Genomic DNA, 26,179 nt, shown 5'->3' with positions numbered 1-26,179 from the left:
CTGATACCTCGCAAATTTATGCCATCGCCTACGACTTGAATGTTCTTCTTTTGTTCATTATTGTGTCCGCATGAAGAACAACATTGCACAGACACCCGATCCAACCCCTCCCGCCATTTTTGATGATGGATGGTCAAACGCAGGATGTGATTCGAGCATCTTGCCCGCCCGCGGACAAAAGGGGCGCGGTGCCGTGTCCAATGTTGATGGTCGGTTTGAAAGGCATATTCATCAAGCTGTCGATGATGGCTGGATATCAAACCTGATGGACGATTTGGATACACCGCGCACCAAAACGACGCTCGGCATTGATGGTGCGCGTTCTCTCATCACCCGCAATCAAAGCCCCGATGTCCCGTTTGATCGATCCATCAACCCCTATCGCGGCTGTGAGCATGGCTGTGTCTATTGCTTTGCCCGCCCGACCCATGCCTATCTGGGCCTGTCCCCCGGTCTTGATTTTGAAACCAGATTGTTCTGGAAGCCGGAAGCCGCCCGGCTTTTGCGCAAGCAGCTGTCGTCAAAGGCCTATCAACCGGCCCCGATTGTGATTGGCACAAGTACCGATCCCTATCAGCCGGTTGACCGCGACAAGCAACTGACGCGATCCATCATCGAAGTCCTGTCAGACTGTCAGCATCCCTTTTCGCTGATCACCAAAAGCGCGCTGGTCACCCGTGACATCGACCTGATTGCGCCGATGGCGGCCCAAAACCGGGCATCTGTTGCCGTTTCGGTCACAAGCCTTGATCATCGACTGTCAAACCTTCTTGAACCACGGGCCTCTGCGCCGCATCGAAGGCTTGAGGCGATCCGAAAGCTTTCAGATGCCGACATCCCTGTCACCGTCCTGTGTGCGCCGATCATCCCCGGTCTCAACGACATGGAAATCGAAAAGATCGTCGCCGCCTGCAAGGAAGCCGGGGCGCAATCCATCAGTCACATCGTCCTGCGACTGCCGCTTGAAATCGCCGACCTGTTCGAAGAATGGCTTGAAGCCCATTACCCGGACCGCAAATCCAAGGTAATGTCGCTGATCCGACAGATGCGCGATGGTCAAACCTATCAATCGGAATTTGGCACCCGCATGCGCGGCACCGGTCCGATTGCCGATCTGATCGCCAAACGTTTCGAGACTGCGCGCAAAAAGCATGACTTGGTCAACAGATCGCTCAACCTTGATTGCAGCGGTTTCAAACGCCCCAGCGCGAACGGGCAAATGTCGCTGTTCTGATAAAACCTGCAACATCGCGCGATACCCTCGACTGATATGTCATGGCAATCAATCTGCACGCCGGATCAGCATCGTGCTTTGACCACCAACCGTAAGGCGCAGCACTTCGCCATCATCAAAGGCGTAGCTCAGGATATGGTGATCTGGATCGGTGATCGGCCTGCCTTCGATCCTGACGGCACCGCTTGCCACAAGTTCACTTGCGGCCATACTGGTATCAGCAAATCCCGCCATCAGAATAAGCGGCACCACACCGATCCCGTCTTTCAGGGCATCGGGCGTGAAATCAAGTGTCGGCATGCGATCGGCAATAGAGATATGGGTCATTTTCCGGTTTCCTTGTTGGTGAAGCCACCTCGGGCAAACCGGTTCATGGAAAAAACAAAGGCCGCCCTGGGGCAGCCGGTCTTGGTTTATTTTACAAACATCAACAGGCGCCGCGCTATGTGCACGACGTAAAATAGGCGTTCTGATGTGTAACAATGTTTTCCATGCTTTTATGCATATGGCGCTTTTTTGGTTTGGTCAAGCCGCTTGTTACACCCGCCCTAACAAAGCAAAACACCCGCCAGAAAACCGGCGGGTGCGATCACAGTTCAATATCTGAGCCGATCAGCGAAATAGCTTAGCTGACCACGCGATAACGTGCATGGGCGGCCGGTTCGCTGATAATAGCCGGATCAATCATGGCATCAATCGCTTCCTGTGCCTCGCTGGCAGCGACACCTTCGCGGTCCTTGGCAGTCACATTGCCATCTTCCGAAAGCGCTCTGGCGCGCGCACTTTCAAAGAAGCGCAGACCACGTTTTTCCATGACATAAAGGGTTTCACCACCCCATTCCCCGGCCCAGACAAGCCCCGAAAGACCTTCCATTTCGCGTTCAATCCGGGTCGGTGAAATCGGCATGCCAAGGCAGGTGGTCAGAAGGAAGGAAAGCTCGGCTGCGGTAACACCATCTTCGTAGCATTCATCGGCCAGAACCGACATCACGGCCATTGTCACGACCCGAAGCGACACCTTGTCGGTCTCAAGCCCCGGAAAACGGTTTTGTTGAAGTTCGACGATGTCATTGGCGATACGGTCAACATCCCCCCGGATGACATAACGCCCGCGCCACACCCGACAGCTGCTTCTGACTTCCCACTCGCTCATGATACTGGTCCCACCCGTTTTGTTTGTCCCTGCAAAAAAGATACAACAATCATACATTTCGTCAATATCTTTTTCGACTATTTGTATTATTTTCTACACTCCTCACGAAACCACTGGAAGCCATCGCTTGCGACGGTATATCCGTCTTCGTTTTCGACCTCTTCCAGATAGCCCCGCGCCACCGCAGCATGGAAATCGCGACTGAAATTACGCGGCATCCGCAGATGATCCTGACGACGCAACAAACGGCGCACATCCCCGCGCGTGACAAAACTTCTGCCATCGCGATATTGCAGCCAGATCGCCGCCAGCAAAATCGTCTCGGCAAACCCCCGCGGCTGCAAACGCGCTACCAGATCGCCAAAACTGCCAACAAATCCGGTGATAAACATGCCAGGATCGACGGCGTCCGAAAGCACAGTCCCACTGGCATTATCCGATACAGACTGCCCCGCACCCATCATAGGCTCACCGCCCGCACCATCAGCAATACCGTCATCTCCCAACCGCCCGGCACCATCATGTGCCTGCACGGAAGGATCAGCACGTTCGGCACCACGTCCTCCACCAGAATGGCCTTGCGCAGCACTCTGTATTGCACCCGTCATCATACCTGCCCCTGCGGGCGCCTGCCCGAACAGGGCGGCCATCACCACAGGTAAACGCGCCGGCGGGATCGCACATTCGAGATCCACCGGTCCGAAATCCCCCTCACCGGAAAGTTTGACATGAATAACGGCTGGCACGGCTGCTGTACTCCTGAATTACACGGCACCGATACCATACACTTCGTATCTATTTCAACATAAATCTAATATTTCTGTATAATTTCATACATTCCAACTTGAAGGACACCAGCAACTTTGTCCTCGACAACGGCCTGGCACCCGCCGCACCATGAACCAAACAAACCGGCCCCTGCACACATGCCAGCCCCCATCAAGGCATTCGCGCAATGGTCGGAGAAATCAAGAACGTCACCACACGGGAAGGAAGAGAGAAACATGACACGTCTTTTGTTTCGTGAAGACGCCTATGCACAGAATTGCACGGCCACTGTCACCAGCATTTCAGATCGCGGCATCGAGCTTGATCAGACGGTGTTCTATGCCACGGCCGGCGGACAGTCGGGCGATATCGGCACACTAACACTTGCCGATGGCACGGCCTTGCCGGTCGCGACCACAGTCAAGGACCGCGAAACCGGACGCATCCTGCATATCATTGCCGATGACCATCCCCTGCCAGCAGCCGGTGACGCCGTCACGGCCGAGCTTGATTGGGACAACCGTCACAAGCTGATGCGTTTTCACACCTGCCTGCACCTTCTTTGCGCCGTGATTGAGGGCGATGTGACTGGCGGCAACATTGCCGCGCACAAGGCGCGCCTTGATTTCAACCTGCCCGATGCGACGCTGGATAAGGATGAGATCACCGAAAAGCTTAACGAGCTGATCGCGCGCAATGCCGATGTCTATGACGGTGAAATTACGGTCGCAGAGCTTAAAGCCAATCCTGAACTGGTGCGCACCATGTCCGTACAGCCGCCGATGGACGGCCATTCGATCCGGACCGTGACCATCGAAGGCATTGATTTCCAACCGTGCGGCGGCACGCATGTGCGTAAAACCGGCGAAATCGGCAAGGTCGCGGTATCCAAGATCGAAAAGAAGGGCCGCCAGAACCGCCGGATCAATGTCGTCTTCGCCGACTAGAGTAGGACCGTTTGCATGGAACAACCATCACTAGAATTTACACACTTCAGAGGCATTTCACCAGAAGAAGGCTTGCTTCTTGAGTTTGACGTCATGGACCCGAATTTGGGCTTTGGCAGCACTGATGCACTCCAGACAGACCACAAACAAACAACGGTTCTAGTGGTAGTTAGTCCGAATGCACTATGCGAACTATCATTAGAGCGTCTATTGGCGAAGCAACCCGACGAGGCGACCTACCAGCTTTTAAAAGAACCGTTACTCCGCGCTATCTATAACAATCACTGGAACATGGAGGCTGGAACGCCTCTGCAAACAAAGATCATAATCACCAGAAATGACGTTACAGGTTAGAGAGTTGCACCCAGCAGGTTTCATCCGATCAGTTGCCTGCTTCAAGCTATGCCGTTACAAATTTAGACTGAAACTCAGGACCAATTTAAAATGATCCCGGAGCCAACCGGAATCTTGCAATACCCACCATTGCCAATCGGAGCTTGTCCATGACCAACCCACTTTCCGACGCCCTTGTTTCCACAGAGTGGCTTGCGGATCACCTTGATGCACCGGACGTGCGCGTCGTCGATGCCAGCTGGTACATGCCAGCCGAAAACAAGAATGCCCGTGACTTCTATGACGCAGAACATATTCCGGGCGCGGTTTTCTTTGATATCGATGACATCGCCGCCGACGATAGCGCGCCGCTGCCGCATATGATGCCAGATGCAATCAAGTTTTCCGCCAAGGTCCGCAAGCTCGGCCTTGGTGATGGTGTGCGTGTGGTGGTTTACGGCCAGCAGGGCTCCGCCCTTGCTGCGTGTCGCGCATGGTGGATGCTGCGTCATTTTGGTCATCACGATGTGGTTGTGCTTGATGGTGGCCTGCCGAAATGGCTTGCCGAGGGACGCCCGGTGACCGATGCGCCGACCCCGCCGCGCGAACGCCACTTCACCGCGCGCGCCAACAGCTTCCTGCTGCGCGAATTTGATCAGGTTCTCTCGAACGTCAAAACCAGGCGCGAACAACTGGTCGATGCCCGCGCAGGCGAACGTTTCCGCGGTGAGGTCGATGACCCCTGGGGCAAATCGGGCCACGTTCCGGGCGCCTATAACCTGCCCTTTACCGAACTTCTGAACGCTGATGGCACCTTCAAGTCCGCCGCCGAGATCAAGGCGGCATTTGATGAGGCCGGTGTGGACCTTAGCAAACCGGTGGTCGCGAGCTGCGGCTCTGGCGTGACCGCGTGCGTTCTTGCCATGGGCGCTTATATTTCCGGCTACAAACAGGTCGCGGTCTATGACGGCTCCTGGGCGGAATGGGCCACCACCGAAGACAGCCCGGTTGATACCGGCCCGGCCTAAGCCCGGTCTGATCGCGCAAGATACTTGATATGAAAAACCCGATGCCTGCCCCATCCCCTTTTGGTCAGGAACTGGCCAATCAAACCGCCGATGGCGCGGGCATCAACCTTGAGCAGCTTAAGGCACCCACAGCCGAAGATATCGCCGCAATCACCCGGCTTTGGATCGCAACCGACCTGATCCCCGCCATTCGCGATGCCAGGCAGGATATCGAAAACTGCATTTCGGCCGATAATGGCAGCCTGATCGTCGCCCGCATGCCGGGTGATCAACAAATCTTTGCCACCATGATGACCGGCCATGACACTGTTTTTGGCTGGATTCATTATCTCGCCATTGCCGAACACGCCCAAGGGTCCGGCATTGGCAGCGAACTAGTGGCATTGGCCGAAGATATCCTGCGCCTTTCAGGGCTCAGTGAGATCCGGGTTACCATTGAAAATGCTGCAGCGGGTGATTTTTACGCCAAACTCGGCTATGACTTTATTGGAAGCGTCACCGATCAGGATCAACCTGATTCGCCCCAAAACAAAATAATGCGCAAGAGTTTAGTCCAATGACCCCATCCAATCCGCGCAAGCTGGAAGTTGTTGTCAGCTTCCTTGAAATGCAAAGCCCGCCTGATCGCGCGCCGGCCATCGTCCCGCCGGGCAAGGTCGCGATCATCCGTGCCGAAGAACCGACCCTGTCGTTTTATCGCTACCTTTATAATACGGTCGGCGAACCGTGGCTGTGGTGGCAACGCCGCCTGATGAGTGACGAAGAACTGGCACCGGTCCTGGCCAAGCCTGAAACACATGTTTATGTGCTCTATGTTGCCGGTGTCCCGGCCGGCTTTGCCGAGCTTGATCTGTCAGATCTTGAAACCGATAACGTCATTGACCTGCATTATATGGGCCTGATGCCGGAATTCATCGGCAAGGGCTATGGCAAATATCTGCTGGATTGGGCGATTGATACCGCCTGGAGCTTCAAGCCCGCCCGTCTGACGGTCAATACCTGCACGCTTGATCATCCAAGTGCACTTGGGGCTTATCAAAAGGCAGGTTTTGCGATATACGACCAGCGAACCGATATTGTTGACGATCCGCGTGATACCGGGCTGATCCCGCACATTGATCATCATGTTGATCATGATGGTCATCCTGCAAGCGATGCGCCCGAACGTAAAAGTGACAGTGAAAATGCAAATAATGCAGATTCCGACACTTTGATCGTTGACTTTCCCGACCGCGCACGGTAACAAGCGCGCCTGAGTTTACCCAAGCCAGAGGATGATGACCCATGGCAGTGCCAAAGAAAAAAGTGACCAAGTCCCGTCAGGGCATGCGTCGCTCGCATGACAAGCTCGCCAAGGGCTCGTACCGCGAAGACAAAGAGACCGGCGAACTGCATCGCCCGCACCACATTGACCTGAACACCGGTATGTACCGTGGTCGTCAGGTGGTCGAGCCGAAGATGTAATTCCGCACCGGAGAGCTTTTTGCTCTTTGGCGGTTTGCGACGCTATATATTTCCGCGCCAGTCCTATTGGACTGGCGTCTGGTTTAAAAAGGGATGAAACCGTTTGGTTTCATCCCTTTTTATTTATCGCTGTTATTTCCCCCCGCCTGGCGCTGGGCTTATTCAAATCCATCCGCGCCGGTCCCGCACACGATCACACCAACCCGCCCTGAGGCCTCATCACCTAAACGGTCATTCATGACCGCTGCAATGCCGGCTGCTGCCGACAGCTCAACCGACAGACCAAACTCTTTCCAAAGCCATTTGGCGGCCTTTTGCATTTCCTCGTCACTGACAAGTGCAATGCGATCGACATTCTTGGCAATCAGATCGACATTGAGTGCGGATGACTGACGCGGTGCCAGACTGGTGGCCGCCGTATTCACACTGGGCAAGGTGACAACTTCGTTCGCCTTAAGGCTTTCAAACAGGGTTGGCGCCCCGGTCGGCTCCACACCGATCACGCGGATTGAAGGGCGTAACAGACGGGCTGCTGTCGCCACACCGGCCACCAGTCCACCGCCGCCGATCGCGACAACCAGTGTATCAAGGTCGGGTTGCTGCTCCAAAAGCTCCAGCGCAATGGTGCCCTGCCCCGCGATCACCTTGGGATCGGCAAACGGATGGATATAGGCCATGCCGCTTTCTCGTGCGTGCTCCATCGCCGCCCGATTGGCGTCATCCCAGACCGCCCCGATCAAAGCGACATCAACACCCTGATCGCGCAGCTTTTTGACCTTGGGCTTTGGTGTGTTGGTCGGCAGAAAGATTTTTACCGGCACAGCAAGGGTGCGCGCAGCATGGATCACGCCCATGCCGTGATTGCCACCCGATGCGGTACAAAGCCCGGATGCGCGTTGCTCGGGCTCGAGCGCCAGTGCCGCATTCATTGCCCCACGTGCCTTGAACGATCCACTGACCTGCATGTTTTCAAGTTTAAGGAACATTTCGGGAATGCGATCACGGGCGGCAAATGCCGACTTGTCGCCAAAATTGCTGGCCGTAAAAACCGGCGTCTGACGGACATGATCGGAAATGGCACGACGTGCGTTACGAAAATCCTGAAGATCGATCACAAGGCCCCCTTGATGTTTTCTTGGTATTGGTTCGCGGTTATCGCCCGTAAGAAATAACCTGATAACCGGGTTTAACAATGGCTTTGTCGCAAAAAGCCTTGAATGCCTGCCGCCAAGGTGGTTTGTCTTTGAAGCACAAGACGTCGCGCCCAAGGAGTACCGCCAGACATGTCATCGCAAAGCCCCAAACATACCGAAACCAAACTGGTCCATGCCGGCCGCCGTTCCAGCCAGTATCACGGCGTGGTCAACCCGCCGGTCCTGCATGCCTCGACCATCCTGTTTGACAGCCTGGCAGAACTTGAAAAGGCCGGTGCGTCGGCCCCTGGCAAGGTCACCTATGGCCGCCATGGCACGCCGACGCGCTTCCTGCTTGAAGAAGCCGTTGCCGAACTTGAAGGCGGCTTTGGGACGCTTTGCGTTTCATCGGGCGTCTCGGCCATCACCAATGCGATCCTCGCCTTTGTAAAGCCGGGCGATCATATCCTGATCACCGACAGCACCTATTTCCCGACTCGCAACCTGTGCAATACCTTCCTCAAGAAGTTCGGGGTCGAGACGGAATACTATGATCCGGCGATTGGCGGCGACATTGCAGGCCTGATCCGTGACAACACCGCCCTTGTCTGGTGTGAAAGCCCGGGATCGCTGACCTTTGAAATGCAGGACATCCCGGCCATTGCCAAGGCGGCGCATGCGCGCGACGTCAAGGTCCTGCTTGATAATACCTGGGCATCGCCGATCCTGTGCCGCCCGTTTGAACTCGGTGTTGATGTCTCGGTTCAGGCTGGCACCAAATACATTGTCGGCCATTCCGATGTGATGCTGGGCACGATCACGACAGCGAGCGAGGAAGATCTTCTGACCATCAAAAAGCAGGTCCTGATTTCCGGCGATGCGGTTGGGCCAGATGATTGCTACCTCGCACAGCGTGGCCTGCGCACCCTTGCCGTGCGCCTTAAACAGCACCACGAAAGCGGGCTTAAGGTCGCGCAATGGCTGCAAACCCGCCCGGAAGTCAAACGCGTCCTGCATCCGGGGCTGCCCGATGATCCGGGCCATGCCATCTGGAAACGCGATTTCTCGGGTGCGTGTGGCCTGTTTTCCTTTGTCATGGAACCGGTCGAAAAGGCCCAGCTCGCCAATATGGTCGATCATATGGAGCTGTTTGGCATGGGCTTTAGCTGGGGCGGCTTTGAAAGCCTGATCCTGCCATCCGACCCGACCAAAATCCGCACCGCTACCAAATGGGAGGAAGACGGCCAACTGATCCGCCTGCATATCGGACTTGAAGATGCAGATGACCTGATCGCCGACCTGGAAGCCGGGTTCGAGCGCCTGAAAACGCTCTGAGGACTTAAGAAATCAGCTTGGAACAAAAAAATGGCGCCGAATATGCGGCGCCATTTTTCATACGGTGTCTATGGGTTTATCACAGCCACGCCAAAAGCAACGACAGCACCACAAGCGCGGTCAATGCCACGCGGAGGTTGGCGTACCATATTGGGAAATAGCGGCCTTTGACCGCGCGCAGGTCAAGCAACAGCATCACGGCAAAGCTCGCCGCCAAAACGGGCAAGCCGACAGTGATCGGGACCAGAAGTGAAAGCCATCCGACGAGAGACGGGATCACGCTGATGCCAAGGGACTGCCAGTATCCATCGCCAATCCCCTGCCCATCCTCAAAGTCCGGCGCAAGTGCACGGCCCCAGCGTATTCCACCAAGGAAAGAAAGGATTACCGCCCCATAGGCCAACAGAATGAAATGGGCAAGCGACTGATGGGCGCCAGAAACAAACAGGCTCGCGCCCGATAACCCGACAAACGGGATGGCGCCGCCCAAACCAAGCCACAAGGCCGCCACCGGGACACCGGCGAAAAACCCACGCTTTCCGGTAGCCACCTCATCTGAACTCATCTGAGACTCTGTTTTTCCAACCACAACACGCCCCTTTCCGAAAACAGTTTCCTGCTTTACGGAAATGTCAGGGGACCTGATCACTGCACGAAGCGCCCAAGCTCAGCTATTAACTTTGGGAGACAAGTTTCCGCACCAAAGGCGCAACACCCGCAGACAGGATAAAGATCGCCGCTGTGGAAATGACAATGCTTGGCCCGGCTGGCGTATCGAAGTGCCAGGACATGCTGATCCCTGCCAGCACAGATGCCACCCCAAAGAAAGCAGCCCCGATCGCCATTTGCTCGGGCGTGCGGGCAAAGAAGCGCGCACTGGCTGCCGGGATGATCAAAAGCGCGGTAATCAGAAGCACACCGACAATCTTGATCGCCATGCCGATCACAAGCGCCATCAGCAGCATGAAGATCAAACGCAACCGTTCGACCGGGATGCTTTCAGCTGCGGCAATTTCCGGGCTGACCGTCAGTGCGAGCAACGGGCGCCACATCCAGGTCAGGACACCAAGTGCGAACGTGCCGCCGATAGCCAAAAGCAAAATGTCCGTGGTGTTGACCGCCAGAATATCGCCAAACAGATAGGCCGTCAGGTCAATGGCAACCCCGTCGACAAAGGTCAGTGCCACAACACCCAGCGCAAGCGTTGAATGGGCCAGCATGCCAAGCACTGTGTCATTGCCAATCTTTGACTGGCGCTGCCCAAAGGCAAGAAGCAGCGCTGCCACAAGACAGGTGACAATCATGCCAATCCGGATGTCCAACCCGATCAGAAGGCCAAGCGTCACCCCCAAAAGGGCCGTATGCGCCAGCATGTCACCAAAGAATGCCATACGCCGCCAGACAATAAAGGCGCCGAACGGCCCGCACACGATCGCGAGCAAAACACCGCCCAAAACGGCACGGAAAAGGAAATCATCCAACATTAATTCGTTCCTGCCGCTTCTTTTGCGGTTGTGTCGGGGGCATGGGCGTGATCGTGGCTGTGTTCATGCGCACGATCATGGCCGCATCCGCCAACAACATGCCCCGACAAATCGTGTTCGTGATCATGCCGATGATGATAGATACCAATTGCATCCGCCTCGCGCGAACCGAACAGGGATCGGTATTCCGGATGCTGGCGCACGGTTTCGGGTTGTCCATGGCAACAGACATGGCGATTGAAACACACCACCTGATCGGTCTTGGCCATCACCAGATGCAGATCGTGCGAAATCATCAGCACCGCACAATCAAGTTCACGGCGGATATCATCAATCAGACGATACAGCTCCGCCTGGCCGGAGACATCCACACCCTGCGTCGGCTCATCAAGCACCAGCAGGTCCGGGCGCAACAAAAGGGTACGGGCCAGCATCACACGCTGCGTCTCGCCACCGGAAAGCTGGCTCATTTGCGCGTCCATCACATGCCCTGCCCCGACCTGGCCCAGAACAGCTTCGCATTCGGCCTTGCTTGCCGAACGGGTCAGGGTCAGAAACCGCTTCACAGTCATCGGCAGAACCTGATCAATCGCAAGTTTTTGCGGCACATAGCCAATCGATAGCCCGCGCTTGCGCATAACCTCGCCGCTGTCAGCTTTCTGCAAGCCCAGAAGCGTTTTGACCAGTGTTGATTTACCCGCGCCATTCGGCCCGATCAGGGTGATGATCTCGCCCGGATGAATAGCAAGCGAGACCTGATCCAAAACCCGCTCATTGCCAAAGGACAGGGTCAGATCACGGCCTTCAATGAGTGGCGCAGTCATGGCACAGCCCCTTGATCTCGACCGTGGTCGCCTGAATGGTAAAGCCGACACTGCGCGCCGCCTTACGCACGGCGTTGCTCATATCCTCGTTCACTGCCTCGGCCACGCGGCCGCAATCGGTGCAGATGAAATACTGGCCGAGATGTTCGCAATCGGGCCGGTCACAGCCGAAATAGGCATTAAGCGACTCAATGCGGTGCACCAGACCAAGCTCAGTCAAGAATTCCAGCGCACGATAAACGGTCGGTGGCTGAACCCGTTGCCCTTCGGCGGTCAGCGCATCGAGTAGCTCATAGGCCGTCACCGCCTTGTGCGATTGCCAGATCAGGGTAAAGACCTTGCGGCGCATATCGGTAAAGCGGGCATTTTCGCTGTCACAGACTTTCTCTGCCTGCGCAAGTGCGCTATGCACACATCTGTCGTGATCGTGGCCCTTTTTCGGGAAAAGATCGGTCATAGCTGAATATCTCGCAATGACGGCCATCTGATTTCGGCAGTTTAGGCTGCATCGATTTCAAAAAGCCGTGGCATCTGATGAAATGTTATAATATATCATTTTCTGACGCGCCGAGCGTCAAAAGTCAACCACCATCGACCGGAGCTTTCCCATGACGGGCTCAAATGCATTGATTGCCGACAAACTGAAATTCAACGAAAACGGCCTGATCCCGGCAATCGCCCAGCAGCATGACACGGGTGAAATCCTGATGATGGCGTGGATGAACCGCGATGCGGTGCTTGAGACGCTTGAAACCGGCCGGGTGTGCTATTTCTCGCGCTCACGCGGGAAAATCTGGCGCAAGGGTGAAAGCTCTGGTCAGGTGCAGAAACTTGTCGATTTCCGCTATGACTGCGACATGGACACCATTCTGGTCGAAGTTGATCAGATCGGGGTCGCCTGCCACACCGGGCGGCGCAACTGTTTCTATTTCGCCGCACGTGACGGCGAGGAAGTCGTGATTTCCGAACCGGAAGTCTCGACCGAAGAGCTTTACGGCAAGAAATAAGCCCCGGTTTTCTCGCCCCACCTAATACAAGACCTGATTGATCATGGCCCTTTCCAACGAACAGTTTGACCGCATCGCTACCACCGTCATTACCGGCTTTCTGGGCAGCGGCAAGACCACGCTGCTCAATGCCCTGCTGACCCAAGATGGCATGGATAAAACCGCGGTCTTGATCAACGAGTTCGGGGAGATCGGGCTCGATCACCTTCTGGTGCGCGAAGTTTCCGAAGATGTGGTGTTGCTGAACTCGGGCTGCATTTGCTGCTCGGTGCGTGGTGATCTGATTTCGGGTTTGCGCGATCTGTTTGTCAAACGCACACGCGGTGAAATCCCGGCATTTGATCGGGTGATCATTGAAACGACCGGCCTTGCCGACCCGGCCCCGATCCTGCACACGCTGATGACCGACCCGCTTCTGACCACCAAGTTCCGCCTGGATAGCGTGGTGACCACGGTCGATGCGGTTCATGGCACGGGGCAGCTTGATACCCATCCCGAAAGCGTCAAACAGGCCGCGGTTGCCGACCGCATCCTGATGACCAAGGCCGATCTGGCCGATGACGCCGCGCGGACCGCTCTTGAAAGCCGCTTGCGCGCGCTTAATCCGGCCGCCCCGATCTATCCGGTGGTCAATGGCGACATTGCGGTCGACAAGCTTTTCAATGCCGGGCTCTATGATCCGACGACCAAAAGCATGGATGTGCAGAAATGGCTGCGCGATGAAGCCTATGACCAGCATGGCGACGATCATCATCATGACGGTCATGAACACGACCACAATCATGCGCACGACCATTCCCATGACCATGATCACACGCACCATCATGATCATAGCCATGACGTAAACCGCCATGATGATCACATCCGATCCTTCTGCATTACCTTTGATGAACCGATCCATTGGGATGCGTTTGTCACCTGGGCCGAGATTTTCACCCAGATGCGTGGCGAAAGCCTTTTGCGGGTCAAGGGCATCCTTAATCTGGTTGGCGAAGATGCGCCGGTCGCCATTCACGCCGTGCAGCATGTGTTTCACCCGCCGGCATCCCTGCCCGCCTGGCCAAGTGATGATCATCGATCCAAGATCGTTTTCATCACCAAGGATCTAGGCCCGCAGGTGATCCGTGAGTCGCTCTATCATTTGAATGCCGCGGTCAGCGAAACCAGCGACGACAGCCCAGCCAAATAATAATCCACTGCGTTTGAGCCACATCAAGGATTGGCCCCGTTGATTGGGGCAATGTCGTCCTTGGCTTGATACAGCCTCACTCTAAGTCCTGAACTTCGGGCGACCCATTACCCATGGTCGCCCTTTTTCTTTGCCTGATTTCTGCCCGGCAGGCCGGGTTTTCGCGCCCAATCCCCCCATTGTTCGGCTTTTACCATCCTGATGTACAGGTTGCGCTTTGCAACAGGCGCACTAAATCTGGCGCAAATCGGGCGAACTGACACCGGATCGTCATTTGCACATGACACCGGGACGCCGCACAATCACAACAATCAAACTTCACAGGGGGTAAACCAGCATGATTTACCGGAACTGGCAGGGTATTGAAATTCCCGCCCTTGGCTTTGGGACCTATGAGCTCAATAACGACGAAGCCGCGACCATGATCGCCGAGGCCGCCAAAATCGGCTATCGTCATTTCGATACCGCTCAGATGTATCACAACGAAGAAGGCGTCGGGCGTGGCCTTAAGGCATCCGGCCTTGCGCGCGACGACTATTTCGTCACCACCAAAATCTGGTACGACAAATTCCAAAGCGGTGATCTCCAGACATCCGTCATGGAAAGCTTGCGCAAGCTTGATCTTGAACATGTCGACCTGCTGCTTTTGCACTGGCCGACCGATGACGTGCCACTGGAAGAAACCATGGCAGCCCTGAACGAGGTCAAAAACCTCGGCATGACACGCCTGATCGGGATTTCAAACTTCCCGACCGCCCTGATCGAACAGGCCGTGTCGCTGACCAATATTCCGCTCACGGTCAATCAGGTCGAATACCACCCCTATCTAGATCAGACCAAGGTGCTCCAAAGCGTGCGCAGCCATGACATGTTGCTCACCGCCTATTGCCCGATTGCGCGCGGTAACGTCATGAAGGACCCGACGCTTAAGGCCATTGGCGAGAAATATGGAAAATCTGCTGTTCAGGTGACGCTGCGCTGGTTGATGCAACAGGACAGCGTCATGGCCATTCCAAAATCGGGATCACCGAAAAATGCGGCGGCCAATTTTGATATCTTTGATTTCGAACTGTCCGAAAGCGATATGGCCGCGATCCATGATCTCGCCAAACCGGATGGTCGCCTGATTGATCCATCCTTTGCCCCGAAATGGGATCAGGCTGCCTGACCCCGGCAAAGCACACCATTTCAAACACGCATAAAATTACCAAGACCGGCCCCGTTTGGGTCGGTCTTTTGCGTTTGGGGATACACGCACGTTAAAAACACGCGATTTTCGCCCGCTTCTTGCGCACAGCTTGTTTCGCACCTGCGAAGGGCGTATTTTTAATGAGGGTCAGGGCCTATCAATCAACCAACTGGCAGCATTTCGCTTATGAGCACCGAAAACACAACCGAACCAGCAACCACCACCAGCACCCCCAAAAAGGACGATATCGCCCATCGCCCGTATGAGGATGTTCTGGCCTTGTTGCTTGGCACCATGGTGGTGTCGCTCGGTGTTACGCTTTACAGCGAAAGCATCCTTGTCACCGGCAGTACCGCAGGCGCGGCCCTTCTGATCGAACATGCCACCGGCCTGTCCTTTGGCGTGATCTTCTTTGTGATCAACCTGCCATTCTATTGGCTTGCGTTCAAACGCATGGGCAAGGCCTTTACCATCAAAACCTTCGTCGCCGTTGCTCTGGTCTCGGCCTTCTCGAAACTGACCCCGACGCTGGTGACGTTCGACACCCTCAACCCGATCTATGCCGCGGTTGCCGGTGGTGCATTGATGGGGATTGGCCTGCTCATGCTGTTTCGCCATCGCGCCGGCCTTGGCGGGGTCAATATCCTCGCCCTGTATCTGCAGGAAAATTTCAACATCCGCGCCGGTTACTTCCAACTCGCCGTTGATATGGTCATCCTCGTCTGCGCCTTCCTGACCCTGCCCTTTGACAAGGTCCTGCTCTCAATCCTCGGCGCCGTCGTCCTCAATCTGATCATCGCGCTCAATCACCGTCCGGGGCGGTATTTCTCGGCGCGGTAATTAAGTCTCTTTGCCATATCGGTAAATCAAACTGGACAGAACCGGCATTCTGGATTACCATTTTGGTAATCTTATAGTGCTTCCTGCAAAGGAACTGATTTGCCAATCAAGGATATTAAACACAAAGGATTGCGTGAACTGTTTGAAAACGGTCAGTCGCGGCATGTCGACAAGCGCTTTCAGAAGAATGCACTTTTGATCCTTGATCATCTTGATGCGATTTCAGGTTTGGCAGACTGCATGGGCGTCAGGAAATTTCATCCCCTGATTGGCAACCGGGCCGGACAATACGCCATGAGCGTTTCGGGAAACTGGCGCATAACCTTTACATTGGATGGCAAGGATATCGTGATCCTTGATCTGGAGGATTATCACTGATGGATACGAACCACCCTGTTCGCCGTAATCGCAGGCCAACCGCCCCCGGCGTGATCTTGCGCGAACACTACCTTGCGCCACGTAAAATCCTGCAAAAGGATTTCGCCCGGGATATCGAGATCAGCGAAAAACATCTCAGCCGCATGATCAACGGACATGTGCGGATTGATGCTTCTCTGGCAGCCCGCATTGCCAAAATATTGGGAACAACGACTGCCTTCTGGGTCAACCTGCAAGCAGCCGTCGACGCGTGGGATGGCGAACAAGCCGAAGCAAACTGGCAACCTCAAACAACATATCCGCCAGAGCGGGCTGCAAGTTGAGAGGAAAATAAACCTGTCTCCTTTTATTCGTTCCCCTTTTACTCCTAACCGTAAGGGATACAGAGTATTGACCGTGCCGCACACGTAGATGCATGATCAATACAATGAAAAACTTACCTAAACTTGCGAGCTTGTCTTTTGGTGCAGCCCTTCTGGTTATCACGGTTGCAATATGGGCAGATACGCTATGCTTAAACAGCGGAACAGGTTTTTGCCGCGTCTGGCGATCTATCCAATGGGAAAGTATAGTTGCCGGTGCACTTGGCCTGATGGGGGGCCTATTCGTCATTTACGGCACTCAACGGCAGATACAAGCTCAACGCGAGGACATGGTCAACGTCAAAATGCAAGACGTACTAGGTATTTATGAACGCATTCAGGAAAATATTGCCGACATTCAAGCATTCATAGAAGCTCGAACTGACGAACACAAAAATGGCTCGGAAATCGATTTAAACGATGTGATCGCGCAATGGAATAATATTCGGAAATGTCTCGACCACGAGACATTATATCACCGAGTACAATCTGACCCCAGCTCCCCTCCAAAACTTAAAAGCGCCTGCAGCGATGCCCGCAACGCCCTGATAAACATGAGCCAAATACTCATATCGGATGAGCAATCTGTATGGCGTAAAACAACACAAATTTGTTACTTCTTCAATCAACTGTCACAAAAACTGATCGATGCCTTCAAGACAGAAATTGACGCCTATCGCGAACAGTTGATGCGGGCATAGTGCTCAAATTTACATTTCTCTGTTCGGACCAGCTCACTGAGCGAAGTTCACACATCACTCTACGAAAATAGCTATGCAAGAAAATGGCGATCCCTGCAGGACTCGAACCTGCAACCTACAGATTAGAAGTCTGTTGCTCTATCCAGTTGAGCTAAGGGACCGCTGGGTGGGGTGGTTTGCTTACCCCCGGGACATGGCCTTGGACGCCTGCCCGATTGATCACAGGGTTTAACGTCCCCTGTCAGACGAAACGGGGCGGAAATCCGCCCCGAGAACTTGGTCAGATGCCAGTGGCAACGTTCAGATCAGACAACGCGTTTGAACGCGAAGTTATCGGCATATGCCTTGAGCTGAAGTTTGCGCGGTTTCGGCATCTCGATGTCAGCGGTCAGCTTGTGCTTGGCAGCAAAGGCCTGCGCTTCTTCGAGGGTTTCGAAATACATGCGGACCTGGCCACGGGTGTCGGTGGATCCGATCCAGCCCATCAGCTGATCGGCAACCTTTTTCGCACCCGGTTCAAATTCCATGACCCAGTGCTTGGTCGCAGCCTGACCGGACTGCATGGCGTTCTTGGCAGGTTTGTAAACACGGACCTTCATCGGGACCCTCGTCTTGACCTTCGGGATAAGATGGTGATGGCAGTTTAACGGGCCTCTCTAACCCCTGCTATCTATTCATCTTTTACACCTTTTATCGCTGCTTGGAAATCCCGTTGGGCATCCGAAAACGATAAAAGGGGAAAATGGTCGGGAAGGCGAGATTCGAACTCGCGACCCCCTGCTCCCAAAGCAGGTACGCTACCAGACTGCGCTACTCCCCGACGCGGATGTGGATTTAGCACCATCTTGCTGGGCGGGCAAGACCGCATTACGCGTTTTTATGGAAAAAATGGCGCAACAAGTTTCGCAAAAACCAAAGGCCGCAGATATCACCTGCGGCCTTGCTATTGCTGATTGATCATTTGGCGATAGGTGTTACGCCGCCTGCCCGGCTTAACGCGGCAGGCCTTCGACCTTTTCACCGACCTCAAAGCCCATCCGGTCCGAAGACCCGCCATTCAGTTCAAGCACAAAACGCACCGGCCTTGGCGACGGAATGATGGTTTCTGACTGCGGGACCGTGCGCTTTTCAATGCCGACAATCGTGCCCTTGGCGTCAATGAACAGCATATCAAGCGAGATAAAGGTGTTTTTCATCCACATCGAAATGTCGCGCGGGCTGCCGAAATCAAACAGCATGCCGGCATCGTTGGCCATTTCGGTGCGGAACATCAGGCCGCGTGACCTTTCTTCGGGTGTCACGGCCAGTTCGACATTGAACACTTCGCCATCAACAAGAAGACGCGACCGTTCAAATCCGGTTGCCTTTGCATTCAGCCCGGCAACAACCGCCGCGCTGACAAAGCACACAACCAAAGCCATCTGAAAGAACGACTTCATACCCCATATCCTCTTAGTCTTTTGACGCGCTCCCGGACCTCGTCCCGGATGGCGCCACCCCGCCATGGATCCGCAAGTGTGGTAAACAATTCACTCGCTGGCTGTCTGCCACGACTATGCGACCATTTTATGACACGCAGGATATTTTCCACTGTGATGGGTAGCACATCAGGTATTTCGATCCCGTTAATGCTTGCCCACACCCCGGACCAACAGCGTGCAACGCCATATGGACTATATCCTCCGCCTCCCAAAACAAGACTTCGGGGCGCCAATCGGGTCACCGTCCCCACGACTTCCCAGATCGACTGGTTGCCCAAAAGCTGTCTGGACAGCGGATCTTCGGCAAGAGTATCACATCCACATTGCAAAACAACAGCTTGCGGCGCAAAACTTAATCCAAGAGGAATCAAATATTCAAACAGGACGTAGCGCATCTCGTCATCATGCATGCCGACCGGCATCGGCAAGTTGCGCGCCATGCCCCCGGCAATATCACTGATTGCACCGGTCTTGGGCCACAGGTCTTCCTGATGCACCGATACGGTCAAAACGCGCTCATCCTCGGCAAAGGCATATTGCACCCCGTCCCCGTGATGGGCGTCGATATCGACATATAAAACCCGATCCAGCCCGGAATCGAGCAAGGCATAAATCCCCAAAACCGGGTCATTGAAGTAACAAAAGCCCGAAGCCCGGTCGCGAAGTCCATGATGCGTCCCACCGGCCGGGTGATGCATGATGCCGCCATCGCGGATCAAATTGGCGGCCATCACCGATGATCCGGCCGCAGTTGCCGGACGCCGGAAAATTTCCGGGTAAATCGGATTGCCGTTCTTGCCCAACCCGAACCGTTCCATCATGTCATCGGGCAAGGATTGATCACGTTCGGCCTGCATGACGGCGGCGATATAGTCCGGGGCATGGAAGCGCGCCAATTGATCGGGTGTCGCCACCGGCCCGGTCAAATAGGTTGTTTCATCCACCCACCCCAGCGCATGGACCATGTCAACCACCAGGGACACACGCGGGATCGCCAGCGGGTGTTTCGGGCCATAGCTTGACCCACGATAAATCTCGGCCGCGATCATGCGCGGGGCGATTGTCGGGTTTCTGTGATCAGGCAGGTTCATCATTTCAAACCGGATAATGATGCAGGCATATCCCGAGAAGTGCCGGGTTTCGCGGCTCTGTGCAAGGTCGGATTTGCCCTGTTTCCCAGAGACGAACGCAATAAACGCACATAATTTCAAATCGCATCGCGCAGAAGTTGCAAAAATATGTCCTCAAATGAGGATGGCACCCCTTATACAGGCAGATAATCTCCCTATATCGATTCTTATAAGCCAATTTTTATGGTCTTTTTGACGTATAGAGAGACTTGCGTTGCATATCCCCAAAGCCGATCAGATCAATATTCTGGTCATTGATGACGAAACAGATATGAGCGAGTTCGTCGCGGATGCGGTCACTGCCATTGGCCACAATGCGGTCGCCGTCTCGGATGCCGATGACTTTGTCCGCGCCTACTCCACCGCGTTTGACATCATCATCCTTGATCTGTTCATGCCCAAACTCGATGGCATCGAGATCATTCGCTTCCTGCATGAAAATCGCTCGCACGCATCATTGGTTCTGATGAGCGGCAAGGACAAATCCATCCTGCATTCGGCATCTGAACTGGCATCCGCGCGCAATATGGAAGTACTGGGCGTTCTTGAAAAGCCCTTCACCATTCATCAGCTTGAAGACATCCTTGGCAAATTCACTCCGCATGCGCATCGCCCGCAACATCCGCCCTCGGCCCTGCCGACGGAACAAGGGCTGCGGCGCGGCATTGCCGACCATGAATTCTTTCTCGTCTATCAGCCGCAATTTGACCTTGAGACCGGCAAGATCGCAGGGGTCGAGGCGCTGTTGCGCTGGCAACACCCGACGCGTGGCCTGATCCATCCGGGCTTGTTCATTCCGCTGGCCGAAGAGTCCGGCCTGATCAACGAGCTGACAGAATATGTCCTTGAAGAAGCCATGTCGCAGATGGCGAGATGGCGCGACCATGACATCACCATGTCGATCAATGTGTCGCCGAGTACGGTTGTCGATCTTGATATGCCCGAAAAGCTTGATGACATGATCAAGGCCCGTGATATCGCCCCGGAAAAGATCGTCATTGAACTGACCGAAACGGCGATCATGGAGAATGTCGGCTCTTATATGGATATCCTGACCCGGCTTCGCATGAAGAACTTTGGCCTGGCGATTGATGATTTCGGCACCGGATATTCATCCATGCAGCAACTGGTGCGCTTGCCGTTCAACGAATTGAAAATCGATCAGTCCTTTATCCGTCAGGCCATGACCGACCGCGAATGTCAGGCGGTTGCACAAATGTCTCTATCCCTCGCCCATGGTCTGAATATGCATGTCGTCGCCGAGGGGATCGAGGATCAGCAAACCTATGACTGGCTCAAAAGCACGGGCTGTGAAATCGGTCAGGGCTTTCACATGGCCCGTCCCATTTCGCCAACCGAGATCGAGGAACGCTTCCTATCGTAGGATCAACATCCAACTGATGGCACGCTGATGAACAAGCCCCTGCTCCTTGTCAAAATCCTGACACCGATGATCCTGGTCGCACTGGTCATTGGCGTCGGAAGCCTGCAGGTTCTCTACAAGGACATGATCAAAGGGCGCAGTGCATCGATGCTGAGCCTTGCGGAAATCAATGCCGAACTGATAAATGCCGTTGCCGCTTATGACTATCGCGCAGCGCCCAGCGATCACACGGAAGATGCATTTGCCACAACCCTGTCGCAGGTCAAGGATGCTTTTAGTTCGCTAAACGCACTCGAAGGTTCGGAAGAACTTCTGATTGTTCGACGCGTCAATGAAGGCCTTGAAATCCTTGTTCATCAGGAAACCAAAGTTAAAGATCGTGATCACAGCGTCGCAATCGCCCTTAGTTCCGATTACGCGCGACCGATGCTTGCTGGTCTGGACGGCAAATCCGGCCTGACATGGGTTGTTGATGAACATGGCAATGAGTTGCTTATTGCCTATGCCCCTGTTCCCAAAATGGGTGTAGCCGTCATTGTCGAAGCCCCCCGTGATGAGATGATCGCACCGTTCATAAACACCGCGATCATGTTGATGACCTTGGGGATCGCGGCCATTGCCGTGGCCACCACCTATACCTATTCCCAGATCATGCACGTGATTAACGGCACCCTGCGCGCGCAAGATCAGGCCGTTCAAGCCCGCAAAGAATCCGAACGCGCCCAACGGGTTCTTGAACATGCCCTGAAATCTTCCAGCGAAGGTTTTGCCCTGTTTGATGCCGAAGACCACTTGGTGATCTGTAATGATGTCTATCGTGACATCTATAAAACCCATGCGGACGCCATCAAGCCGGGCGCGAGGTTCGAGCATATCCTGCGGGTTGGCCTGTCACGCGGTGCATTTCCCGATGCCGTTGGTGTCGAGGACATCTGGCTTGCCGATCGTCTTGAACAACATCGCAAACCCAAAAGCCGCGTTGAACAGCAGGTGGGCGACCGCTGGATTCTGATTTCCGAACAACGCACCGAAGATGGCGGCACGGCCGGTGTCCGAACCGACATCACCGAGCTCAAAGCTAAAGAGCGCGAACTGCGCGACAGCGAACGGCGCTTCCGCGACTTTACCAAGACCGCGTCTGACTGGGTGTGGGAAACCGACACAGATCACCGCATCAAGGACACCAGCATCCGTGCTGCAGATGTTACGAATTTCGACGTCGATAATCTTCAGGGCAAGCGACGCGACGAATTTGCCGCCGAGCCGACCGACACCCCGAAATGGCGCAAACATTACGAGCTCCTCGAAGCGCATCAGCCATTTCGTGACTTCCAGTATCAGGTCCAGCTCAATGACCGTACGGTGCTGACGATATCAATCTCTGGCGTTCCCGTTTATGACGAAGTTGGCAATTTCCTTGGCTATCGTGGGACCGGGCGTGACATCACCGCCCTGATCGAAACCCGTGAACGGTTCCGGGTGGCGTTTGAAAGTGTCACGGTCGGGATTGTCTTTGCCGATGAAACCGGCGTGATCGAGGGTTTCAATCCCGAAGCCGAAAAGATCTTTGGCTATAGCGCTGAGGAAGTGATTGGTCAGAACGTCTCGATCCTGATGCCCAATCCGGACAGTTCGCGCCATCACACCTATATCAAAAACTATCTCAGCACAGGCGACGCCCAAATCATCGGCAAGGGGCGCGAGGTCAAGGGCAAGACCAAGGATGGCATGATCTTCCCGATGAACCTTGGCATTGCTGAAATGAATGTGCAGGGCCGGCGCCATTTCATCGCCTCGATCACCGACCTGACCCAAGAACACGCGCTGGAGCACCAATTGCGCCGCTCCCAGAAAATGGAAGCCATCGGGCAATTGACCGGCGGGGTCGCCCATGACTTCAACAATCTTCTGGGCATCATTGTCGGCAACCTCGATCTCGCCCGACGCAAGCTTGAAGAAGACTCCCCGATCACGAAGTTCGTCGGCAAGGCCATGACAGCGGCTGAACGCGGGGCCACCCTGACACGGCGCTTGCTGAACTTCTCACGTCAGGCGCCAGAGGAAAACGAAGCCCTGGTGATTAACGATATTCTCGTTGAACTTCGCGACCTGATTGGCAAATCGATCACATCAAAAATCTCGTTTGATCTGAAACTGTCGGAAGACCTGCCGCCGGTACGTCTCAATGTCGGCGATTTCGAAGACGCAATCATCAATCTTGCCGTCAATGCCCGCGATGCCATGCCCGATGGCGGGCAACTGACCATCGAAACACGCGTTTCGCATATTGATGCCGTCACGGTCCCCGCCGTGCAAAAAGTCCCGGAAGGCGTTTACGTCGAACTGATCGTCAGTGACGATGGCAAGGGCATGTCAGCCGAGGTCGCCGAACAGATCTTCCAGCCCTTCTTCACCACCAAGGAACGCGGCAAGGGCACAGGTCTTGGCCTTGCCATGGTGTATGGCTTTGTCAAACGATCCGGTGGCTATATCTCGCTTTATTCCGAGGTCGGGCTGGGCACAACGTTCCGGATTTACCTGCCATTTGCCGATGATGAGGGTCAAAAGACCCCCTATACCGCCTTTGACAGCGAAACCGAGCCCGAACATGGCACCGAGACTGTGCTGATTGTTGACGATGAACAGCAACTGGCCGAAATCGCCGCCTCAGTACTTGGCGAGTATGGTTACCAGACCATCATCGCCCACAGCGGCAAGGAAGGCCTCGCCATCGTTGAAGAACGCGATGACATCGATATGGTCTTTACCGATATCGTCATGCTAGGCGGCATGAACGGACTGGAACTGGGCGACAAGGCGCGTGAACTCCGCCCGCATCTGGCTGTGCTGACCTGTTCGGGCTTTACCGCCGGGGTTTTGCATGAACGCGCCGAGGACAAACCGGTCTATCCGCTGATCAGCAAACCTTACACGAACCGTGAGTTGGCCAATGCCGTGCGCAAGACACTTGATCAGGTCCATGAAGAAACCTGAGGCTTCCTCGTATTTCGTTTTGCCAGTCTGTTGTGCTTTGATGTCACAAAACTTGACGACAGCGTTTTGTCTGCGCATAGTCGCGTGATCTCCGGGGGGGCCGATCGTAAATCGGCTGAGAGGTTCGGTGTTGCCGAACGACCCTTTGAACCTGAACCGGTTAAGACCGGCGTAGGAAGGATCGTATGCGCAGCACAGAACACGCGCCCCAGACGGCGCAAAATCCCACAAGATTTGATATCGCCCTTGATGGCGCCAGCGTTGCTTTTAATGGCGCGGATATTTTCCATGACCTTGACCTGACATTACAGGCCGGCAGCTTTACCTGCCTGCTGGGGCCAAGTGGTGTCGGCAAAAGTACACTTCTGCGGTATTTCGCAGGCCTGGTCGAAGGCGATGTTCGCGGTACCATAACCTGTTCCGATAACGCGCCGCTTGCCGGTCGGGTCGCCTATATGGCGCAGCAGGACCTGCTTTTGCCTTGGCGCACCGTGCATGAAAACGTGGTGCTGGGCGCTGTCCTGCGCGGTGAAAAACCAAAACATGACAAAGCCTCACATTTGTTAAATGAGGTCGGGTTGGCTGATGCTGCCCATCTGCGCCCCGCAGAACTTTCTGGCGGCATGAAACAACGCGCCGCCCTTGCCAGAACGCTGATGGAAGACCGGCCAGTTGTTCTGATGGACGAACCATTCTCAGCCCTTGATCCACTGAACCGCTTGCGCCTGCAGGAACTGGCGGCACGGGTACTGCGCGGCAAAACTGTGCTACTGGTGACCCACGATCCGCTGGAAGCCCTGCGCTTGGGAGACCGGGTTCATGTGCTGTCTGGCAGCCCGGCACGGTTACAGGACGCCATCACGCCCAAGGGCCAAAGCCCGCGCAACATCGCCGACCCTGAAATTCTGGCCCAGCAGGCCGAACTTCTGGGGCAACTGGGCGCCGATTTGTCAGGGGGCGCGGCATGAGCAACCCAATCAATCCTCACACCAAATCAAAACCGCTGTCAGAACGGCGCTGGCTGAAACTCGCGCGGCCGCTGATCATCATCGTCGCCTTGATTGCCACTTGGCAGATCTTGGTCGTTGTCACGGGTGCGCCGAAATACATGCTGCCGACCCCGGCCGATGTTTGGGCGACGCTGATCGCGCGCCATGATGTGTTGTTTGACCACGCGCAGTACACAATTGCGGAAACCGTGATTGGCCTGTTTGCCGGGGCGACGCTTGGCACGTTGGCGGCCATTCCGATGGCGCTGTTTTCACCGGTACGTTTCTGGTTGATGCCGATCCTGCTTGTTTCGCAAGCCATTCCGTTCTTTGCCCTGGCCCCGCTTCTGGTGTTGTGGCTGGGCTTTGGTCTGGCGTCCAAAATCGCCATGGCCGCATTGATCATTTTCTTCCCGGTGACTGTTGCCTTTTTCGATGGACTGTCACGCACCGAAACCGGCTGGCTTGATCTGGCGCGCACCATGGGGGCCAGCCGTTGGCGGCTATTGACCCATATCCGCCTACCCGCCGCCCTGCCCGCCTTTGCATCGGGCTTTCGGGTGGCCACTGCGGTCGCCCCGATCGGGGCTGTGATTGGCGAATGGGTCGGGTCCAGTCACGGTCTTGGCTATCTGATGCTGCATGCCAATGCCCGGGTTCAGATCGATATGGTTTTCGCCTGTCTTCTGATCCTGTGTGCGTTTTCAATCACGCAATATTTCATTGTCGATCGCGTGCTGCGCGCGGCCCTGCCATGGCAGCCCGACAGTCTGAAACCAGCAGAATAAACCGAATATCCCTGCCTGATGGGCGGCGAAAACAATCCTCACAC

30 protein-coding genes, 2 tRNA genes and 1 riboswitch are annotated in these 26,179 nt (G+C 55.1%); of the genes, 19 read left to right on the top strand and 13 right to left on the bottom strand.

Annotation, left to right across the window (positions count from 1 at the left end):
• The first annotated feature begins 70 nt into the window (after positions 1 to 70).
• Positions 71 to 1,234 carry a PA0069 family radical SAM protein gene (locus tag ACXAF0_RS18325; protein ID WP_475347268.1) on the top strand — a complete coding sequence of 388 codons (1,164 nt, stop codon included), beginning with the start codon at positions 71 to 73 and terminating at the stop codon, positions 1,232 to 1,234.
• A 48-nt stretch (positions 1,235 to 1,282) separates the two neighbouring features.
• Here ACXAF0_RS18325 and ACXAF0_RS18320 read toward each other — a convergent pair whose 3' ends face one another.
• The 3 genes from ACXAF0_RS18320 to ACXAF0_RS18310 form a co-directional block, all read right to left on the bottom strand.
• On the bottom strand, positions 1,283 to 1,561 hold the full coding sequence (locus ACXAF0_RS18320) for a tyrosyl-tRNA synthetase (RefSeq protein ID WP_475347267.1): 279 nt from the start codon (positions 1,559 to 1,561) through the stop codon (positions 1,283 to 1,285).
• A gap of 298 nt (positions 1,562 to 1,859) precedes the next feature.
• Positions 1,860 to 2,387, bottom strand: a complete 528-nt coding sequence (locus ACXAF0_RS18315; RefSeq protein ID WP_475347266.1) for a hypothetical protein — start codon at positions 2,385 to 2,387, stop codon at positions 1,860 to 1,862.
• Between the two features lie 86 nt (positions 2,388 to 2,473).
• Positions 2,474 to 3,133 (bottom strand): hypothetical protein, encoded by a 660-nt coding sequence (locus ACXAF0_RS18310; RefSeq protein WP_475347265.1) that lies wholly within the window; start codon positions 3,131 to 3,133, stop codon positions 2,474 to 2,476.
• A 258-nt stretch (positions 3,134 to 3,391) separates the two neighbouring features.
• Between ACXAF0_RS18310 and ACXAF0_RS18305 the strand changes: the two genes are divergently transcribed.
• From ACXAF0_RS18305 to rpmF, 6 genes are all read left to right on the top strand, one after another.
• Positions 3,392 to 4,102 carry an alanyl-tRNA editing protein gene (locus ACXAF0_RS18305; protein ID WP_475347264.1) on the top strand — a complete coding sequence of 237 codons (711 nt, stop codon included), beginning with the start codon at positions 3,392 to 3,394 and terminating at the stop codon, positions 4,100 to 4,102.
• Positions 4,103 to 4,117: 15 nt separating this feature from the next.
• Positions 4,118 to 4,456, top strand: coding sequence for a hypothetical protein (locus ACXAF0_RS18300; protein ID WP_475347263.1), 339 nt, complete (start codon positions 4,118 to 4,120; stop codon positions 4,454 to 4,456).
• A 149-nt stretch (positions 4,457 to 4,605) separates the two neighbouring features.
• A complete protein-coding gene (gene sseA / locus ACXAF0_RS18295; RefSeq protein WP_475347262.1) occupies positions 4,606 to 5,463 on the top strand; it encodes a 3-mercaptopyruvate sulfurtransferase in 858 nt (285 codons plus the stop codon).
• 41 nt (positions 5,464 to 5,504) lie between these two features.
• Positions 5,505 to 6,023, top strand: coding sequence for a GNAT family N-acetyltransferase (locus ACXAF0_RS18290; protein ID WP_475347261.1), 519 nt, complete (start codon positions 5,505 to 5,507; stop codon positions 6,021 to 6,023).
• Positions 6,020 to 6,706, top strand: a complete 687-nt coding sequence (locus tag ACXAF0_RS18285) for a GNAT family N-acetyltransferase (protein ID WP_475347260.1) — start codon at positions 6,020 to 6,022, stop codon at positions 6,704 to 6,706. Before ACXAF0_RS18290 ends, ACXAF0_RS18285 begins: the two co-directional genes overlap by 4 nt.
• Before the next feature lie 41 nt (positions 6,707 to 6,747).
• A complete protein-coding gene (gene rpmF, locus ACXAF0_RS18280) occupies positions 6,748 to 6,927 on the top strand; it encodes a 50S ribosomal protein L32 (RefSeq protein ID WP_062951864.1) in 180 nt (59 codons plus the stop codon).
• A gap of 158 nt (positions 6,928 to 7,085) precedes the next feature.
• On the opposite strand, the gene ACXAF0_RS18275 is transcribed toward rpmF, so the two are convergent.
• Positions 7,086 to 8,042: a threonine ammonia-lyase gene (locus tag ACXAF0_RS18275; protein WP_475347259.1), complete on the bottom strand. Its 957-nt coding sequence runs from the start codon at positions 8,040 to 8,042 to the stop codon at positions 7,086 to 7,088.
• 168 nt (positions 8,043 to 8,210) lie between these two features.
• Here ACXAF0_RS18275 and metC point away from each other — a divergent pair, with 168 nt between their 5' ends.
• The gene (gene metC / locus ACXAF0_RS18270) at positions 8,211 to 9,395 is read left to right on the top strand and encodes a cystathionine beta-lyase (RefSeq protein ID WP_475347258.1); all 1,185 of its coding nucleotides are present in this window, start codon (positions 8,211 to 8,213) and stop codon (positions 9,393 to 9,395) included.
• Positions 9,396 to 9,474: 79 nt separating this feature from the next.
• Here the strand turns inward: metC and ACXAF0_RS18265 are convergent, their stop codons facing one another.
• The 4 genes from ACXAF0_RS18265 to ACXAF0_RS18250 form a co-directional block, all read right to left on the bottom strand.
• On the bottom strand, positions 9,475 to 9,960 hold the full coding sequence (locus tag ACXAF0_RS18265; RefSeq protein ID WP_475347257.1) for a DUF3429 domain-containing protein: 486 nt from the start codon (positions 9,958 to 9,960) through the stop codon (positions 9,475 to 9,477).
• 109 nt (positions 9,961 to 10,069) lie between these two features.
• Complete coding sequence (locus ACXAF0_RS18260) at positions 10,070 to 10,879, bottom strand: metal ABC transporter permease (RefSeq protein WP_475347256.1); 810 nt, start codon at positions 10,877 to 10,879, stop codon at positions 10,070 to 10,072.
• Positions 10,879 to 11,703, bottom strand: a complete 825-nt coding sequence (znuC, locus tag ACXAF0_RS18255) for a zinc ABC transporter ATP-binding protein ZnuC (RefSeq protein ID WP_475347255.1) — start codon at positions 11,701 to 11,703, stop codon at positions 10,879 to 10,881. The genes ACXAF0_RS18260 and znuC overlap by 1 nt, the downstream gene beginning before the upstream one ends.
• Positions 11,684 to 12,160, bottom strand: a complete 477-nt coding sequence (locus ACXAF0_RS18250; protein ID WP_475347254.1) for a Fur family transcriptional regulator — start codon at positions 12,158 to 12,160, stop codon at positions 11,684 to 11,686. Before ACXAF0_RS18250 ends, znuC begins: the two co-directional genes overlap by 20 nt.
• A gap of 151 nt (positions 12,161 to 12,311) precedes the next feature.
• Here ACXAF0_RS18250 and hisI point away from each other — a divergent pair, with 151 nt between their 5' ends.
• The 7 genes from hisI (at position 12,312) to ACXAF0_RS18215 (ending at position 17,369) form a co-directional block, all read left to right on the top strand.
• A complete protein-coding gene (hisI, locus tag ACXAF0_RS18245) occupies positions 12,312 to 12,710 on the top strand; it encodes a phosphoribosyl-AMP cyclohydrolase (RefSeq protein WP_475347253.1) in 399 nt (132 codons plus the stop codon).
• 43 nt (positions 12,711 to 12,753) lie between these two features.
• Positions 12,754 to 13,899, top strand: coding sequence for a CobW family GTP-binding protein (locus ACXAF0_RS18240; RefSeq protein WP_475347252.1), 1,146 nt, complete (start codon positions 12,754 to 12,756; stop codon positions 13,897 to 13,899).
• Positions 13,900 to 14,236: 337 nt separating this feature from the next.
• Entirely contained in the window at positions 14,237 to 15,067 is an 831-nt protein-coding gene (locus ACXAF0_RS18235) for an aldo/keto reductase (RefSeq protein ID WP_475347251.1), read from the top strand.
• A 207-nt stretch (positions 15,068 to 15,274) separates the two neighbouring features.
• Positions 15,275 to 15,928 (top strand): YitT family protein, encoded by a 654-nt coding sequence (locus tag ACXAF0_RS18230; RefSeq protein WP_475347250.1) that lies wholly within the window; start codon positions 15,275 to 15,277, stop codon positions 15,926 to 15,928.
• 99 nt (positions 15,929 to 16,027) lie between these two features.
• Entirely contained in the window at positions 16,028 to 16,306 is a 279-nt protein-coding gene (locus ACXAF0_RS18225) for a type II toxin-antitoxin system RelE/ParE family toxin (RefSeq protein WP_475347249.1), read from the top strand.
• Positions 16,306 to 16,629 carry a HigA family addiction module antitoxin gene (locus tag ACXAF0_RS18220; RefSeq protein ID WP_475347248.1) on the top strand — a complete coding sequence of 108 codons (324 nt, stop codon included), beginning with the start codon at positions 16,306 to 16,308 and terminating at the stop codon, positions 16,627 to 16,629. Before ACXAF0_RS18225 ends, ACXAF0_RS18220 begins: the two co-directional genes overlap by 1 nt.
• A 104-nt stretch (positions 16,630 to 16,733) precedes the next feature.
• The gene (locus tag ACXAF0_RS18215) at positions 16,734 to 17,369 is read left to right on the top strand and encodes a hypothetical protein (protein WP_475347247.1); all 636 of its coding nucleotides are present in this window, start codon (positions 16,734 to 16,736) and stop codon (positions 17,367 to 17,369) included.
• 84 nt (positions 17,370 to 17,453) lie between these two features.
• Here ACXAF0_RS18215 and ACXAF0_RS18210 read toward each other — a convergent pair.
• The 5 genes from ACXAF0_RS18210 to ACXAF0_RS18190 all read right to left on the bottom strand — a co-directional run bounded on the left by ACXAF0_RS18210 (position 17,454) and on the right by ACXAF0_RS18190 (position 20,061).
• Positions 17,454 to 17,530, bottom strand: a tRNA-Arg gene (locus tag ACXAF0_RS18210).
• 144 nt (positions 17,531 to 17,674) lie between these two features.
• Positions 17,675 to 17,968 (bottom strand): ETC complex I subunit, encoded by a 294-nt coding sequence (locus ACXAF0_RS18205; RefSeq protein ID WP_475347246.1) that lies wholly within the window; start codon positions 17,966 to 17,968, stop codon positions 17,675 to 17,677.
• Positions 17,969 to 18,112: 144 nt separating this feature from the next.
• Positions 18,113 to 18,189 (bottom strand) — tRNA-Pro (locus tag ACXAF0_RS18200).
• A gap of 172 nt (positions 18,190 to 18,361) precedes the next feature.
• Positions 18,362 to 18,808 (bottom strand): DUF192 domain-containing protein, encoded by a 447-nt coding sequence (locus ACXAF0_RS18195; RefSeq protein ID WP_475347245.1) that lies wholly within the window; start codon positions 18,806 to 18,808, stop codon positions 18,362 to 18,364.
• The gene (locus ACXAF0_RS18190) at positions 18,805 to 20,061 is read right to left on the bottom strand and encodes an acetoin utilization protein AcuC (RefSeq protein ID WP_475347244.1); all 1,257 of its coding nucleotides are present in this window, start codon (positions 20,059 to 20,061) and stop codon (positions 18,805 to 18,807) included. The genes ACXAF0_RS18195 and ACXAF0_RS18190 overlap by 4 nt, the downstream gene beginning before the upstream one ends.
• Before the next feature lie 133 nt (positions 20,062 to 20,194).
• On the opposite strand from ACXAF0_RS18190, the gene ACXAF0_RS18185 reads away from it, so the two are divergent.
• The 4 genes from ACXAF0_RS18185 (at position 20,195) to ACXAF0_RS18170 (ending at position 26,135) form a co-directional block, all read left to right on the top strand.
• Complete coding sequence (locus ACXAF0_RS18185) at positions 20,195 to 21,364, top strand: GGDEF/EAL domain-containing response regulator (RefSeq protein WP_475347243.1); 1,170 nt, start codon at positions 20,195 to 20,197, stop codon at positions 21,362 to 21,364.
• Between the two features lie 27 nt (positions 21,365 to 21,391).
• Complete coding sequence (locus ACXAF0_RS18180) at positions 21,392 to 24,358, top strand: PAS domain S-box protein (protein WP_475347242.1); 2,967 nt, start codon at positions 21,392 to 21,394, stop codon at positions 24,356 to 24,358.
• A gap of 83 nt (positions 24,359 to 24,441) precedes the next feature.
• Positions 24,442 to 24,553, top strand: a riboswitch (TPP riboswitch).
• Complete coding sequence (locus ACXAF0_RS18175) at positions 24,544 to 25,326, top strand: ABC transporter ATP-binding protein (protein ID WP_475347241.1); 783 nt, start codon at positions 24,544 to 24,546, stop codon at positions 25,324 to 25,326. Its footprint overlaps the riboswitch before it by 10 nt.
• Positions 25,323 to 26,135: an ABC transporter permease gene (locus tag ACXAF0_RS18170; protein WP_475347240.1), complete on the top strand. Its 813-nt coding sequence runs from the start codon at positions 25,323 to 25,325 to the stop codon at positions 26,133 to 26,135. The genes ACXAF0_RS18175 and ACXAF0_RS18170 overlap by 4 nt, the downstream gene beginning before the upstream one ends.
• Positions 26,136 to 26,179: the final 44 nt, after the last annotated feature.

It is taken from the genome of Thalassospira sp. ABD4_177 (assembly GCF_056160125.1).
This window is presented reverse-complemented; position numbering and strand designations above follow the sequence as displayed.

Coding starts and splice junctions, on each gene's coding strand:
- ACXAF0_RS18325 (WP_475347268.1), top strand. CDS start 71: ATGAAGAACAACATTGCACAGACACCCGATCCAACCCCTCCCGCCATT.
- ACXAF0_RS18320 (WP_475347267.1), bottom strand. CDS start 1,561: ATGACCCATATCTCTATTGCCGATCGCATGCCGACACTTGATTTCACG.
- ACXAF0_RS18315 (WP_475347266.1), bottom strand. CDS start 2,387: ATGAGCGAGTGGGAAGTCAGAAGCAGCTGTCGGGTGTGGCGCGGGCGT.
- ACXAF0_RS18305 (WP_475347264.1), top strand. CDS start 3,392: ATGACACGTCTTTTGTTTCGTGAAGACGCCTATGCACAGAATTGCACG.
- ACXAF0_RS18300 (WP_475347263.1), top strand. CDS start 4,118: ATGGAACAACCATCACTAGAATTTACACACTTCAGAGGCATTTCACCA.
- sseA (WP_475347262.1), top strand. CDS start 4,606: ATGACCAACCCACTTTCCGACGCCCTTGTTTCCACAGAGTGGCTTGCG.
- ACXAF0_RS18290 (WP_475347261.1), top strand. CDS start 5,505: ATGCCTGCCCCATCCCCTTTTGGTCAGGAACTGGCCAATCAAACCGCC.
- ACXAF0_RS18285 (WP_475347260.1), top strand. CDS start 6,020: ATGACCCCATCCAATCCGCGCAAGCTGGAAGTTGTTGTCAGCTTCCTT.
- rpmF (WP_062951864.1), top strand. CDS start 6,748: ATGGCAGTGCCAAAGAAAAAAGTGACCAAGTCCCGTCAGGGCATGCGT.
- metC (WP_475347258.1), top strand. CDS start 8,211: ATGTCATCGCAAAGCCCCAAACATACCGAAACCAAACTGGTCCATGCC.
- ACXAF0_RS18265 (WP_475347257.1), bottom strand. CDS start 9,960: ATGAGTTCAGATGAGGTGGCTACCGGAAAGCGTGGGTTTTTCGCCGGT.
- ACXAF0_RS18260 (WP_475347256.1), bottom strand. CDS start 10,879: ATGTTGGATGATTTCCTTTTCCGTGCCGTTTTGGGCGGTGTTTTGCTC.
- znuC (WP_475347255.1), bottom strand. CDS start 11,703: ATGACTGCGCCACTCATTGAAGGCCGTGATCTGACCCTGTCCTTTGGC.
- ACXAF0_RS18250 (WP_475347254.1), bottom strand. CDS start 12,160: ATGACCGATCTTTTCCCGAAAAAGGGCCACGATCACGACAGATGTGTG.
- hisI (WP_475347253.1), top strand. CDS start 12,312: ATGACGGGCTCAAATGCATTGATTGCCGACAAACTGAAATTCAACGAA.
- ACXAF0_RS18240 (WP_475347252.1), top strand. CDS start 12,754: ATGGCCCTTTCCAACGAACAGTTTGACCGCATCGCTACCACCGTCATT.
- ACXAF0_RS18235 (WP_475347251.1), top strand. CDS start 14,237: ATGATTTACCGGAACTGGCAGGGTATTGAAATTCCCGCCCTTGGCTTT.
- ACXAF0_RS18230 (WP_475347250.1), top strand. CDS start 15,275: ATGAGCACCGAAAACACAACCGAACCAGCAACCACCACCAGCACCCCC.
- ACXAF0_RS18220 (WP_475347248.1), top strand. CDS start 16,306: ATGGATACGAACCACCCTGTTCGCCGTAATCGCAGGCCAACCGCCCCC.
- ACXAF0_RS18215 (WP_475347247.1), top strand. CDS start 16,734: ATGAAAAACTTACCTAAACTTGCGAGCTTGTCTTTTGGTGCAGCCCTT.
- ACXAF0_RS18205 (WP_475347246.1), bottom strand. CDS start 17,968: ATGAAGGTCCGTGTTTACAAACCTGCCAAGAACGCCATGCAGTCCGGT.
- ACXAF0_RS18195 (WP_475347245.1), bottom strand. CDS start 18,808: ATGAAGTCGTTCTTTCAGATGGCTTTGGTTGTGTGCTTTGTCAGCGCG.
- ACXAF0_RS18180 (WP_475347242.1), top strand. CDS start 21,392: ATGAACAAGCCCCTGCTCCTTGTCAAAATCCTGACACCGATGATCCTG.
- ACXAF0_RS18175 (WP_475347241.1), top strand. CDS start 24,544: ATGCGCAGCACAGAACACGCGCCCCAGACGGCGCAAAATCCCACAAGA.
- ACXAF0_RS18170 (WP_475347240.1), top strand. CDS start 25,323: ATGAGCAACCCAATCAATCCTCACACCAAATCAAAACCGCTGTCAGAA.